Annotated in this window: 11 protein-coding genes and 1 pseudogene; 3 read left to right on the top strand and 9 right to left on the bottom strand. The window is 68.2% G+C overall.

Annotation, left to right across the window (positions count from 1 at the left end):
* Positions 1–206: 206 nt before the first annotated feature.
* The 3 genes from AC1DCU_RS14415 to AC1DCU_RS14405 all read right to left on the bottom strand — a co-directional run bounded on the left by AC1DCU_RS14415 (position 207) and on the right by AC1DCU_RS14405 (position 2,893).
* The gene (locus tag AC1DCU_RS14415) at positions 207–1,031 is read right to left on the bottom strand and encodes a S1 family peptidase (protein ID WP_032978418.1); all 825 of its coding nucleotides are present in this window, start codon (positions 1,029–1,031) and stop codon (positions 207–209) included.
* Between the two features lie 219 nt (positions 1,032–1,250).
* Positions 1,251–1,976, bottom strand: a complete 726-nt coding sequence (gene pyrF / locus AC1DCU_RS14410) for an orotidine-5'-phosphate decarboxylase (protein WP_025875430.1) — start codon at positions 1,974–1,976, stop codon at positions 1,251–1,253.
* Entirely contained in the window at positions 1,973–2,893 is a 921-nt protein-coding gene (locus tag AC1DCU_RS14405) for a 5'-nucleotidase, lipoprotein e(P4) family (RefSeq protein ID WP_025875432.1), read from the bottom strand. Before AC1DCU_RS14405 ends, pyrF begins: the two co-directional genes overlap by 4 nt.
* A 100-nt stretch (positions 2,894–2,993) precedes the next feature.
* Here AC1DCU_RS14405 and AC1DCU_RS14400 point away from each other — a divergent pair.
* Positions 2,994–3,560 (top strand): annotated as a pseudogene (locus AC1DCU_RS14400) (YceH family protein); the annotation flags it as partial.
* 39 nt (positions 3,561–3,599) lie between these two features.
* Here the strand turns inward: AC1DCU_RS14400 and AC1DCU_RS14395 are convergent.
* Positions 3,600–4,127, bottom strand: coding sequence for a GNAT family N-acetyltransferase (locus AC1DCU_RS14395; RefSeq protein WP_099786326.1), 528 nt, complete (start codon positions 4,125–4,127; stop codon positions 3,600–3,602).
* Between the two features lie 268 nt (positions 4,128–4,395).
* A complete protein-coding gene (locus tag AC1DCU_RS14390) occupies positions 4,396–6,372 on the bottom strand; it encodes a UvrD-helicase domain-containing protein (protein ID WP_032978558.1) in 1,977 nt (658 codons plus the stop codon).
* Between the two features lie 102 nt (positions 6,373–6,474).
* On the opposite strand from AC1DCU_RS14390, the gene AC1DCU_RS14385 reads away from it, so the two are divergent.
* Positions 6,475–7,095, top strand: coding sequence for a thymidine kinase (locus AC1DCU_RS14385; RefSeq protein WP_025875442.1), 621 nt, complete (start codon positions 6,475–6,477; stop codon positions 7,093–7,095).
* A 98-nt stretch (positions 7,096–7,193) separates the two neighbouring features.
* The gene (locus AC1DCU_RS14380) at positions 7,194–7,898 is read left to right on the top strand and encodes an SEL1-like repeat protein (RefSeq protein ID WP_032978425.1); all 705 of its coding nucleotides are present in this window, start codon (positions 7,194–7,196) and stop codon (positions 7,896–7,898) included.
* Between the two features lie 37 nt (positions 7,899–7,935).
* Here the strand turns inward: AC1DCU_RS14380 and AC1DCU_RS14375 are convergent, their stop codons facing one another.
* The 4 genes from AC1DCU_RS14375 to mutM form a co-directional block, all read right to left on the bottom strand.
* Positions 7,936–9,540, bottom strand: coding sequence for an OpgD/OpgG family glucan biosynthesis protein (locus AC1DCU_RS14375; RefSeq protein WP_032978429.1), 1,605 nt, complete (start codon positions 9,538–9,540; stop codon positions 7,936–7,938).
* A 48-nt stretch (positions 9,541–9,588) separates the two neighbouring features.
* Positions 9,589–12,054 carry a serine/threonine-protein kinase gene (locus AC1DCU_RS14370; protein ID WP_051585162.1) on the bottom strand — a complete coding sequence of 822 codons (2,466 nt, stop codon included), beginning with the start codon at positions 12,052–12,054 and terminating at the stop codon, positions 9,589–9,591.
* A gap of 18 nt (positions 12,055–12,072) precedes the next feature.
* Positions 12,073–12,639 carry an ECF-type sigma factor gene (locus AC1DCU_RS14365; protein ID WP_025875449.1) on the bottom strand — a complete coding sequence of 189 codons (567 nt, stop codon included), beginning with the start codon at positions 12,637–12,639 and terminating at the stop codon, positions 12,073–12,075.
* 69 nt (positions 12,640–12,708) lie between these two features.
* Positions 12,709–13,521 (bottom strand): bifunctional DNA-formamidopyrimidine glycosylase/DNA-(apurinic or apyrimidinic site) lyase, encoded by an 813-nt coding sequence (mutM, locus tag AC1DCU_RS14360; RefSeq protein WP_025875451.1) that lies wholly within the window; start codon positions 13,519–13,521, stop codon positions 12,709–12,711.
* Positions 13,522–13,528 lie beyond the last annotated feature (7 nt).

The following is a 13,528-nucleotide window of genomic DNA, read 5'->3' as shown; positions in this document are numbered from 1 at the left end:
CCGCGCCGATGGGCCCTTGCCGCACCCGGCGGATAAAAAAAGAGCCCGGACCACAGGGATCGCAGGCTCTTCAAACCGGCGCAAGGCCGGTGGACAGTGTTGTGGCGCATGTCCGGCCCGAAGACCGGATGGCGGCGATCCTACGCTGCCCGCAAAGTTAACGCAACACATGATGAAATGTCATTCAACCCATTGATTTTACTGGATCAATCGCGTTGCCAGACTGCTTCAATGAAATCTACGGCATGTTTTTCGGCGATTCGGGCATAAACGCCGGGGTAGCCGGCCAACGCGCAGCCTTCGCCCCAGCTGACAACACCGAACTGGGTCCAGCCCTCGCGCAGGCGCAGCAGCAGCGGACCACCGGAGTCACCCTGGCAGCTGTCGATCCCTTCGCGGCCGGCGCAGATGACCTTGCCGCGTGCGAGCTCGCCTCCGTAGGCCTGCTGGCATTCGGCGAAGGGCACGAACGGGGTCTGCACCGTCTGCAGCTGGGTGGGATAGAGCCGTTCTTCACTGATGTCGGTGTCGCCCCAGCCGATCACCGTGAACTCCCGGCCTGGCTTGAGATAGCTGGCATCGGGCCGCAACCGCAGCGTGACCGGCTGCGCATCGGCCAACGGTGCGCTGAGCTGGATCAGGGCAACATCATGTTCCAGCGTGTTGCCGCTGTTGAACGCCGGGTGCACGTGGATGGCCTTGACGTTGGATGCATGCGCGGACGGTTCGGTGGACAGCCTGGTGACATTGCCCAGTACCGCGATCGAGGCGGGCGAATTGCCCTGCACGCAGTGCGCGGCGGTCAGCACCCAGGACGGTGAGATGAGCGTGCCGCCGCAGAAGTGCCGGGTGTGGTCGGTGTCGCCGTAGGAGATGCCCTGCAGGCTGACCATGAACGGGTAGTCGCCCGGCTTGGCATCCTCGCCGCCGATGATGCGCGGTGCTTCGCGGGGTTGGGGTGCAGCCGTGGCGGGAAAGACGATGGCCGCCGCCAACAGGCCGCCGAACAACAAAGAGGTGCTGCGATACATATCCGTGTATTCCTCTGTCGATGGTTGGTACCGGCACGGCCGCGGTCCGTGCTGGTGCATCGATTGATAGAGGGCGCTCCACGCTTACAGCGCGATGCGGCGCACAGTTTTCCCGGCTGGGGTCGGGTGCGTCAGGGCAACAGGCACAAATGCGAACGCCATCCCGCATTCGACGGGATGGCGTTCGTGGTGCCGGCGTGACCGCCGTCGGGGCGGGGCTCAGCGCGCGGCCAAAGCCGTCGCGATTTCCTGCTGGATCGCCCGTGCTGCAGCCTGCGGATCGGACGCATGGCGGATCGGACGACCGACCACGATGGCATCGGCACCATCGGCAAACGCCTGCGCCACACCCACCGTGCGCTTCTGGTCATCGCCGACCGGGCCACCGGGGCGGATGCCCGGGCAGACGATCGAGAAACCGGCGCCGGTCGCGGCGCGGATCGGGCCGGCTTCCTGGCCAGAGGCGATCACGCCGTCGATGCCAGCGGCCTGTGCGGCCAGCGCGCGTTCGACCACGACCTCCACCGGCTCGCGGTCGATGCCCATCTGCGCCAGGTCCGGGCGGCCCATCGAGGTCAGCACGGTCACCGCCAGCAGGCGCATGTCGCCGCTGTTGGCGGCCGCGCAGGCCTCCATCATCGCCGGGTGCCAGCCGTGGATGGTCGCGTAGCTGACCGGCCACTGCGCCAGGCGCTTGATCACTGCCGCGGCGGTGGCCGGGATGTCGAAGAACTTCAGGTCGACGAACACGCGCTTGTCGCGGCGTGCCAATTCGTCCAGCACCTGGAAGTACTCACCGGAGGCGAGCAGTTCCATGCCGATCTTGTAGAACGCCACGCTGTCGCCAAGGCGGTCGACCCACGCCAGCGCCTGCACACGGTCAGGCACGTCCAGCGCGAAGATCAGGCGTTCGTCGTCACGCAGCGGCAGCGGGGCGCGGCTCACGGCGCGTAGTCCAGCGCGGCACGCTTGGCGTCATGACGGGCCTGCCGCGACTGCGCGTAATCGTTGTTGAACTGCGCCGGCTCGAAGCCGCCGTAGGTCGGGTTCGGCAGCATCCACCAGCGCTCGCCGAACCAGTCGTGATACTGCTGCAGCAGCGCGTCGCGGCCATCGTTGGTGTTGGCGGTCACTTCCACGAAGTCACCCAGCTGGTCGCCGAACTGCATCAGCACGCGGTACTTCTGCCCGGCCAGGCGGCGGCGGCAGTTCTTCTCGCTGCCGGCCTGCTCGCACCCTTCAACCACGGTGCCCAGACCGAGGAACACGCTGTCATCGGCCACCGGCAGGCCCTGCTCGCGCAGGTTGGCCAGGGTCGCGTCCTTCAGGTGCACGGCGCGGTTGGAGATGTACAGCAGGGTCACGCCCTTGGCATTGGCAGCCTTGGCGAAATCGACCACGCCAGGAATGGCCTTGGCCTTCTTTTCGGCCACCCACTGGTCCCAGCTGAGTTCGTCGTATTCCTTGCCGTCACGCACCAGGCGCGCCTGGTAAGGCGAGTTGTCCAGCACGGTCTCATCCACGTCCAGCACCACGGCCGGCTTCAGGCCCTTGGCCTCGTTGCCGCGCTCTTCCGGTACCAGCGCGTCCCAGTGGGCTTCCTTCAGCGCAACGTCCAGATGGTCGGCGGCGGCGCGGTAGGTCTGCTCGGTGATCGCCCTGTATTCCTGCGCGCGCTGCATCCACAGCACGGCATTGAGGTTGTCGTTGGCGGTCGCGTCGAGCGCGCCGTCGGCCTTGGCGGCGGCGGCCGGGGCTTGCGGGGTGGCGGCTTCGGCAGGCGCTTCCACGCGCTTGCAGGCGGACAGGCCCAGCACCGCGGTGGCGAGCAGGGTCAGGGACAGGGAAACGGGACGACGCATGGATTCACCGGCAATCAGATATACCGGCCCATTTTACCGGCAAAGGCGCCGCCGGGACGGCTATGCTTGGCGGTTGACACGTTGTCTTCCGGAAGCCGCCATGACCGACCCTGCCCAGACCCCCGACGTTCCGCTGCTGGATGCCGTACAGGCGCGCCTGCTGGGCTGCCTGGTGGAGAAGGAAGCCACCACCCCGGACACCTACCCGCTGACCGTCAACGCCGCGCAATCGGCGGCCAACCAGAAGACCGCCCGTGAGCCGGTGATGAACGTGAGCGCCGGCAGCGTGGAGCATGCGCTGCGCCAGCTGGAGACCCTGGGCCTGGCGCGCCAGCACTTCTCCTCGCGCGCCGACCGTTACGAGCACCGCCTGCAGAGCGCGCTGGACCTGACCCGGCAGCAGACCGTGCTGCTGGCCCTGCTGCTGCTGCGCGGGCCGCAGACCCTGGGCGAACTGGTCACCCGCGCCGAGCGCCTGCACCGCTTCGCCGATGCCGACGAAGCCCGCCACGCCATCGAGCGCCTGCAGCAACGTGCCCTGCTGGTGGTGCTGCCGCGCGCCAGCGGCCAGCGCGAAGACCGCTACATGCACCTGCTGTGCGGTGAAGTGGACGGCGCGGCATTGGCAGCGAAGTACGCCAGCAGTGGCGGCGGCGCCGAGCCGGCCGAATCCAGGCATGGCCAGGTTGCCGGCCAGCGGCCGGCACTACCCGACGTCGGCCGCACCCAAGGTAGCGAACAGCCGGCTGGGTGTTTCGATGCCCGGCAGCTGGATGACCCCGCGCTCGTGCATGCCCAGGCCCAGCAGCACCTTCGCCGAGGCGACGTTGTCCAGATCGGTGATGCCGTAGAGATCCATCAGGCCCAGCGCCGTGCGCGCGTGATTGAACACCGCCCGTGCCGCCTCGCTGGCATAGCCCTGCCCCGCGTATGCGGACAGCACCGCGTAGCCGATATCCGGTGCCGGCAACCCCTCGCGGCGCACCAGCCCGGCATTGCCCAGCCACGCACCATCGGACAGCCGCTCGATCGCATACATGCCGAAGCCATTCAACGCATAACTCTGCAGCACACGCAGGGCGATGTACTCGCGCGCCTGCGCTTCGTCACGCACGTTGCGGTCACCAATGAATCGCACGAAGCCCGGATCGTTGAGCAGGGCCAGCATCGGTGCCGCATCGCGGTCCGGTTCAATGGCCCGCAGGCGCAGGCGTTCGCTTTCAATCGGGTGCACGGACAGGTCTCCAGCCAGAGACCCCGATTGTGCCTCAGCCCCCGCGGTTGCCGTTGCCTTTGGTTTTCTTTTTTTCTTTCCGTGGCTGACGCGCCAGGAAACCGTCCAAGGCCGGGTAGAGGGGCTGCGCAGGGGCGTGAGCCGCATGGATGCGGCGACCGAGCTTACAGGGACGTACTTGCAGCGTCCCCTGCGCAGTCCCTCTACCCGGCCAACCACGAACCCACTGCGTTGAGCGCCAGCCACGAGGGGCTGCGCCGTTCGCCGATCAGTCGAACAACGCCTCGATCGCCGCCAACCCCGCCGTCGCCCGCTCCTTCTTCCGCGCCGCATCCGCAACCGGATCAGCGCCATCGCGCTGGATCTCCTCGGCCGGGATCTCCTCGAAGAAGCGGCTCGGCTTCAGCCGCACATGCTCGCCGAACTTGCGGGTCAGCTTGCTGTAGCTCATCCACAGCTGGATCTTGGCGCGGGTGATGCCCACATACAGCAGGCGCCGCTCTTCCTGCAGATTGCCCTCGTCCAGGCTGACCTGGTGCGGCAGTACGCCATCCTCGCAGCCGACGATGAACACATAGGGGAATTCCAGGCCCTTGGAGGCGTGCATGGTCATCATCCGCACCTGGTTGCCGCCCTCGTCCTTGTCGCTGCGCGACAACAGCGCCAGCTGGCCGGCCAGATCGGCCGCGGTGGCACCACGCGGGCCACCCTCGAACCACTGCGCCAGTTCTTCGATGTTGTTGGCGCGACGCTGGTAGCTGGCTTCTTCCTTGGCCTGCTGCCGCAGCTCGCTGAGCAGGCCCGATTCCTTGGCGACCTTGCGGATCATGTCGCCGGAGCTGATCTGCCGCGTCTGCGCGCGCAGGTCACGCAGGATGTCGGTGAAGCGCGCCAGGCTGTTGGCCGCGCGCGGTGGCAGCTGCTGCAGCGCGCCGATCGCCTCGGCGGCCTGCGCCATCGGCATGTCCTTTTCCGAGGCCAGTTCGGCCAGCTTGGCCAGGGTGCCGGCGCCGACCTCGCGCTTGGGCGACTGCACCGCACGCAGGAACGCGGTGTCGTCGTCCGGGTTCACCAGCAGCCGCAGCCAGGCCAGCGTGTCCTTCACTTCCTGGCGCTCCAGGAACATGGTGCCGCCGGTCAGGTGGTAGGGGATGCGCAGCAGCTGCATGGCCTTTTCCAGCGGCCGCGACTGGAAGTTGCCGCGGAACAGGATGCAGAAATCGCTCCACGGCACGTTGCGCGTCTGCGCTACGAACGCGATCTCGGCGGCGACCTTCTCGGCCTCGTGTTCGCTGTTGCGGCACTCCCACACACGGATGCGCTCGCCGTCGGCCTGGTCGCTCCACAGCTTCTTCAGGTGTTCGTGCGGATTGTTGGCGATCAGCGCGTTGGCCGCGCGCAGCACGCGGTTGGAACACCGGTAGTTCTGCTCCAGCTTGATGATTTCCAGCGCCGGGTAATCGCGCCCCATCTGCTGCAGGTTTTCCGGGTTGGCACCGCGCCAGGCGTAGATCGACTGGTCGTCATCGCCCACGCAGGTGAAGTTGCCCTTGTCACCGGCCAGCTGCTTGAGCAGGCGGTACTGCGCATCGTTGGTGTCCTGGCATTCGTCGACCAGCAGGTAGCCGATGCGCTCGCGCCAGGCCAGCGCGATCTCCGGGTTCTCTTCCAGGATCTGCACCGGCAACCGGATCAGGTCGTCGAAGTCCACTGCATTGAACGCGCTCAGGCGCAACTGGTAGCGCTCGTAGATGCCGGCCGCCTCCTTCTCGCGGTTGCTGCGCGCAGCGGCCATCGCCTGCTCCGGCGACAGGCCGGCGTTCTTGGCGCGCGACACCAGGTTCTTCATGTCCTCGATGTCGTCCGGCTTGGCGCCGTACATCAGGTCCTTGATCTGCGCGGCCGCGTCATCGGCATCGAAGATCGAGAAACCGCGCTTGAGCCCGACGGCGGCATGCTCGATCTGCAGGAACTTCAGGCCCAGCGCATGGAAGGTGCAGATGGTCACTTCATCGGCATCCTGCTCGCACAGGCGCTTGGCCACGCGCTCGCGCATTTCCTTGGCCGACTTGTTGGTGAAGGTGATCGCGGCGATGCGCTTGGCCGGGTAGCGGCCACAGCCGATCAGGTGGGCGATCTTTTCCACGATCACGCGCGTCTTGCCGCTGCCGGCGCCGGCGAGCACCAGCAGCGGTCCTTCGATGTGGAGGACGGCGGCAGCTTGGGGGGGATTGAGACCGTGCATTGGGGTGCGATTGTAGCGGGCGTTGGTGGCGGCCACAGCCGCCGGCCGGTGGGCTTGCTGAACGGCTTCGGCCGGCGCCGGGTGGCGTCGTACAATCGGCCGATGGCCAAGCTCTATTTCTACTATTCGGCGATGAACGCCGGCAAGACCACCACCCTGCTGCAGAGCGCGCACAACTACCGCGAGCGCGGCATGCGCGTGGCGATCCTGACCCCACGCCTGGACGACCGTGCCGGCGCGGGCGTGGTCGCCTCGCGGATCGGCCTGCGCGCCGACGGCATGGCCTTCGAACGCGACACCGACCTGCAGCAGTGGGTCAGCCAGGATCTGCAGGCCAACGGGCCGCTGGGCTGCGTGCTGGTGGACGAGGCGCAGTTCCTCAGCCGCAGCCAGGTCTGGCAGCTCAGCGAAGTGGTCGACCAGCTGCGCATCCCGGTGCTGTGCTACGGCCTGCGCACCGATTTCCGCGGCGAGCTGTTCGAGGGCAGCCAGTACCTGCTGGCCTGGGCCGACGAGATGCAGGAGATCAAGACGATCTGCCACAGTGGCAAGAAGGCGACCATGACCGTGCGCGTGGACGAACATGGCCATGCCGTGCAGGACGGCCCGCAGGTGGAGATCGGCGGCAACGAGCGCTACGTGTCGGTCAGCCGCGCCGAGTTCAAGAAGATCACCCGTGGCGAGGGGCGGATCGATCCGGCGCAGGCACCGCTGCCGTTGTAGGGCATGGCCCTTCACGGGCCATGACGTCCTGCGGTTTACAAGGCCGCGTGGTCGGGCCTAGGCTGCGGCACTACCTGCTGCCGAACTGGATGTCCGTCATGCGCCCCGCCCTGTTGTTGCTTTCCGTGTTGTTCCTGCCCCTGTTCGCCACTGCGGCCGAGCGCCCGTCCGGTGAAGAGGACGCGGCCGTGATCGGCGCCGGTTTCATGGACAGCCATCCGGACATGATGTACCGGCAGTGGGGCGTCAACGCCCTGCGCCGCAACGACGTCAATGGCGCGATGGACAACTTCCGGCTGGCCGCACGCTATGCCGACAAACCCGCGCAGGGCTACCTGGGCGAGATGTACTGGTACGGCGTTGAACAGCCGCGCAATCCGGTCATGGCCTATGCGTGGATGGAAGTGGCAGCCGAGCGCGGCTACCCGCTGTTCGTGGACCTGCGCAACGAGTACTGGGCGACCCTGCCGCTGGAACAGCACGACGCCGCGCGGGCGCAGGCGAGCGCGCTGCGTGCAGAGTATGGCGATGAGGTCGCGCGCCCACGCATGGCCGAAGTGTTGAGGAAGGGACGACGCGAGATGACCGGCAGCCGCGTAGGCTCGATGTCCAACAACGTGGACATCGTGTACATGGACGGCGGCATATCCCGCACGATCAAGGCCGACCGCCTGTATGACCCCAAGTACTGGGATCCGAAGCAGTACGAGCGCTGGCAGGACGAAACCTGGATGAAGATCCGCCGTGGCACGGTGGAAGTGGGCGTGCCGACCCAGTCGCACGCGACCGACAGCAAGCCCTGAATCAAGGGTGCCGGCGCTTGGCCGGCACCGCTCTGCTTCAGTACAGCGTGCGCTCCGGCGCACCAGCCGGCGGCGGGGTGTACTGGTACAGCCAGGTTTCGGTGAGGGTCTTGCCGCCACTGCGCAGGTACAGGCGGATGTCGATCTGCTCGCTGCTGCCCTCCGGCGGCACCAGGTCGAACATCGCGCGGTAGCCCTTGATCTCGCGCAGCGGCCGCGCCGAGACGATCTCCACCCGGCCACGGCTGGTTTCGACAACGGCTTCGACGTCGGCCTTGTCGATCAGGCTGGCCAGTTCGCCGCCTTCGAAGTCGACCGCAAAGCGCCACGAGAAGTACTCGCGCTTCTTGCCGATCACCCCGCCCAGGCCGGTGCGGCTGGCAACGCAATGGGCCAGCGGCGTATGCGCCGGCGGCTGCGCGCCCCAGTACAGCCGGTAGCCGACCAGCAGTTCCTGGCCCGGCTGCGGCTTTTCCTTCGGGTTCCAGAAGGCCACGATGTTGTCGAAGGTTTCATCGACGGTGGGAATCTCCACCAGCTGCACCGAACCCTCGCCCCATTCGCCCTTCGGCTCCACCCACAGGCACGGACGCTTCTCGTAGAACACGCCGTCGTCCTGGTAATGGTCGAAGTTGCGGTCACGCTGCAGCAGGCCGAAGCCACGCGGGTTGCGGTCGACGAACATGTTGAAGCGCAGGTTGCGCGGGTTGACCAGCGGCCGCCAGATCCATTCACCAGCGCCGGTCCACAGCGACAGGCCGTCGGTATCGTGGATCTCCGGGCGCCAGTCCCAGCCCATGCGGCGGTCGTTCTCGCCTACCTGGTACATGCTGGTGCACGGGGCGATGCCCAGCCGCTCGATGGTTTTGCGCGGGTACAACGCGCTGTCGATGTCCATCAGCAGCACATCGCCGTTGGTGACGGCGAAGCGGTAGGCACCGGCCACGCTGGGCGAATCCAGCAGCGCATAGACGATGATGGTGTCCGAGTCGGCCGCAGGCTGTTCCAGGTAATAGGCGATGAAGTCTGGGAATTCCTCCGGCTTGCCCATGCCGGTGTCGATGGCCAGGCCACGCGCGGACTGGCCGTACTGGCCTTCCTTGCCCACTGCGCGGAAGTAGCTGGCACCCAGGAACGCGGCGAAATCGCGGTCGGTGTCCTTGCGCGTGTTCAGCCGGAACCCGGCAAAGCCGAGGTCGGCCGGCAGCTCACCATTCTTCAACCCGCTCTTGCCGTAGTTGAACGCGGCGCCGTCATAGGCCAGTTCCTGCGCCTTGCCGTCGACCACGTCGTACATGCGCACGGGCGAATGGAAGTACAGACCCAGGTGGAAGAACTTGGCCTGGAACTTACCCGGCTGGTCGGCCCACAGGGCGTGGTCCTGGCGATAGCCGATCGACTGGTACTGATCCCAGTCCAGCGCCTCCAGCTTGCCCGGCAGCACCCGCTTGTGGCTCTGGTAGGGCGCCTGTGCCAGCGCGCGCGCCTGGCCCTTCAGGGTGGCGAAATCGAACGGCTGCGGCTGGCCAAGCCGGCGCAGCCCAAGCTGGCCACTCTTGCTGGCCGCGCAGGCCGGCAGTGACGGCAGGCCGAAGGCGGCCAGGGCCAGGGAGGCATTGCGGATGAAGTCGCGTCGTTGCATGCAGGCGCGGGAGCAAAGGGAAGGTCGGCCATCATAGGCAGACAAACGTTAACGGGCAGCGGTGGACTCGATACCCTGTTCAGCCTGTGCCAATGCCGCAAGGCGGGCATCAAGCTCGTGCAGGGCCGGTGCCTGCGGACCGCGCTGGGCCAGCAGCAGCTGTCGTGCCTCGGCCAGCACGGTGCGGGCCTGCGCGATCTGGCCGGCCTGCTGCAGGACCTGCCCCTGTGCCAGCAGCGCCTGCGGCAGCAGGGCGACGTGATCCGGTTGGCGCCAGATCGCCACCGCGCGGGCATAGTGCGCTGCCGCCGCCGAGGGGTCGCCGCTGGCGCTGGCCCATTTCCCCAGGGCGAACTCGCCGTAGCCGATCTCGCGATGGTCCGGGCCCAGAGCGCCGAGCAGCTGTGCCTGCACCTGCCGCAGTTCCTGGCCGGCCAGCGCGTGCTGGCCACGCTGCAGGGCCAACAGCGCGCGTGCGCGGCGAACCACCAGTGCCTCCGGGTGGCGCGGTCCCCATGCCTCCTGTGCCGCCTGCCAGGCCAGCTCCAGCTCGGCCGCTGCCGCCTGCGTGTCGCCCTGCCGGGCCAGCACATCGCCCAGCTGGCGATGCAGGCTGATCACCTGCGGGCTGCTGGCGTCGGCGCGTTGGCCGAGCAGGGCCAGCGCCTGCCGGTACCCCGCCAGCGCGGCCGGCAGGCGTCCGGCGGTGGCGTCCAGGGCGGCCAGATCGGCCAGTGATTCAGCACGCCCGAAGCGCTCGACCATCCCCTGGTGGCGCAGCGCCAGCGCCTGCTGGAACGAACGCCGCGCCGCATCGGCGTCACCCAGCTGGGCCTGGCACCGCCCGAGCTGGCTGTGGAACTCGGCCACCGCCGCCGGCAATGCCGCCGCTTGGCTGGCCGCAAGCGGTTGCAGTGGCTGCAGGTGCGCCAGGCACTCGCGTCCGCGACCGAGCATGCGCAGTGCGCGCCCCCGCTGGGTCACCGCCTCGATCTGCAGCGCCGGCGGCACCTCGCCCACCTCCTGCAGCAGCTGGCGCTGCTGGTCCAGGGTCTGCAGCGCCAGCTGGTAGTCGCCCAGGCCGATGCGCAGGCGGCCGATCACCCCTTGCAGCTCGGCCAGCGCCAGCGGCTGGTCAGCCAGTTCGGCTTCGCCCCGTTGCTGGCCGGTGGCCAGCAGCTGCGGCACGTCGAAATGGCCGTGGCGCTGGCTGGCCGCCTTGTCGAACAGGCCAACGGTGAAATCCTGCATGGCCTGCGCACGCGCCATTTCCGCCCGCGCCTGGCGCAACTGCCACAGGGCGAAGGACGTGGTCCCCAGCAGGGCCAGCGCGGCCAGCCCGGCCAGCGCCACGCCCCAGCGATGGCGGCCCACGTACTTTCGCACCCGGTAACCCATGCCCGGCGGACGCGCCTGGATCGGCTGCCCCTGCAGGTAGCGGCGCAGGTCGCCGGCCAGTGCTTCGGCCGAGCTGTAGCGCTGCTGCGGGTCTTTCTGCAGGGCCTTTTCCAGCAGCACGTCCAGATCGCCACGCAGTCGCTTGGCCTGCCGCAGCAGCGCCCGTCTCGGTGCCCCCGGCTCGGCGGCCAGCCGTTGCAGCAGCGCCGAGGCACGCGGTGCCTGCACATCCAGGATCGAGCGCTCCCATTCCGCATCGCTGTGCCGGCGCAGGCGATAGGGCTTGTGCCCGGTGACCACCTCGAACAGCACCACGCCCAGCGAATAGACATCGGTCAGGGTCGTCACCGCCTCGCCACGCACCTGCTCCGGCGCGGCGTAGTGCAGGGTGAACGCGCGGATTTCGGTAGCCGGATGGGCCGCGTTCGGATCGTCGTGGTCGAGCAGCTTGGCGATGCCGAAGTCGAGCAGTTTCACCGTGCCGTCGGCGCGTACCAGGATGTTGGAGGGCTTCAGGTCGCGGTGCACCACCAGGTTCGCATGCGCATGGCTGACCACCGCGCAGACCTGCAGCATCAGCTGCAGACGCGTTTCCAGCGGCGGTTGCAGGCGCCGGCAGTAGTCGCTGATCGGCTCGCCTTCCACGTAGTCCAGCGCCAGGTAGGGCTGCCCGTGCTGGTCCACCCCGGCGTCCAGCAGCTGTGCCAGGTGCGGGTGCTGCAGGCGGGCCAGGATCTGCCGCTCGCGGCCGAAGCGCTGGCGCAGGCCGGGATCGGCCACGCCACTGCGCAGCAGCTTCAGCGCGACCTGGCGCTGGTACAGGCCATCGCAGCGCTCGGCCAGCCAGACCTCGCCCATGCCGCCTTCGCCGAGCGGATGCAGCAGCCGATACGGCCCGACCTCGCTTCCGGCGCGGCCTGGCGGCGTAGCGGTCCACAAGGGCTGGGCCATGAACTCGTGGCTGTCAGCTTCCTGCTGCAGCAGGCGTTCCAGTTCGCGGCCCAGCGTCGGGTCCTGCGCGCTCACGCGCTGCAGGCGCAGCTGGCGGGCGGCGGGTGCCAGCTCCAGCAGCTGGTCCAGCCAGGACGACAATTGCTGCCAGCGGGCGGTATCCATGGTGTGGGTGGCGGCGACTCAGTCGCTGCGCATCGCGGCCAGCAGGAACAGCCGCGCCTTCTGCCAGTCGCGGCGGATGCTGCGCTCCGAGCGCTGGCTCAGTTCGGCGATCTCCAGTTCGGACAAGCCGGCGAAGTAGCGCAGCTCCACCACCTTGGCCAGGTGCGCATCGACGGCCTGCAGGCGTTCCAATGCAACATCGAGGGCCAGCAGATCCTCGTCCAGGCGCACGCCGCTGCTGCTGTTCTCGGGAATCTCGGCCACCCGCTTGAGGTCGCCACCGCGCTTGCGCGCCAGCCGGTTGCGCGCGTAATCGACGACCACGCTGCGCATCGCCGACGCCGCATAGGCGAAGAAGTGCGCACGGTCCTCGAAGCGCGCCGCACCGCGGCTGCCCAGCAGTTTCAGGTAGGACTCGTGGACCAGCGAGGTCGCATCCAGGGTGCGTCCCTGCTGCCCGGCCAGCTGCCGCCGGGCCATGCTGTGCAGTTCCTGGTACAGGGTGGTCAGCACACGGTCGAGCGCGGCGCGGTCGCCACCGCGCGCAGCATCCAGCCATACGGTGATATCCGGGCCTTCGTCCATCGCCAACGCTCCCCCGCAGCGGATGTCGGCTGGACTATAGCGCTGCACGTGTGCAGCGCATGAAGACGTTCAGCGCTGGCAGCGGCTGCACCACACGCTTGCCCGCTGGCCGATCATGGCGTGCTTGAGCGGGCGGCCGCAGCCGGGGCACGGCAGGCCATCGCGGCCATAGACCAGCAGCTCCTGCTCGAAGTAGCCCGGCGCGCCGTCGGGGCTGATGAAATCGCGCAGGGTGGTGCCACCGCGGGTGATGGCGTAGTCCAGCGTTTCCTTCACTGCCGTGGCCAGCCGCCGATAGCGCTCGCGGGTGACCTTGCCGGCCTCGCGCAACGGGCTGATCCCCGCCTTGTACAGGCTCTCGGCGGCGTAGATGTTGCCCACCCCGACCACCACCGCCTGGTCCATCAGGAAGGTCTTCACCGGCGCGCTGCGGCCGCGGCTGCGGGCGAACAGGTAGTCGCCGTCGAAGGCGTCGTCCAGCGGCTCCGGGCCCAGCCCCTGCAGCAGCGGGTGGATCTCGCCGGCCGGCTGCCAGAGCAGGCTGCCGAAGCGGCGCGGGTCGTTGAAGCGCAGCAGGCGGCCGTTGTCCAGGCTGATGTCCACATGGTCATGGGCGCGCAACGGGGTGTCGCCGGGCAGCACGCGCAGGCTGCCGGACATGCCCAGGTGCAGCACGGCGCTGCCGATGGCGGTATCCAGCAGCAGGTACTTGGCGCGGCGGCGCACCTCTTCGATGCGCTGGCCGGGCAGCAGCTCGGCCACTTCCGGTGGAATCGGCCAACGCAGGTCGGCACGGCGCAGGATCACCCCGTGCACGCGGCGACCCTGCAGGTGTGGCGCCAGGCCACGGCGGGTGGTTTCTACTTCGGGCAGTTCGGGCATGGGACGA

It is taken from the genome of Stenotrophomonas sp. 10L48 (assembly GCF_056395105.1).
The sequence above is the reverse complement of the archived record's forward strand: the minus strand, read 5'-3'. Positions and strand labels throughout refer to the sequence as shown.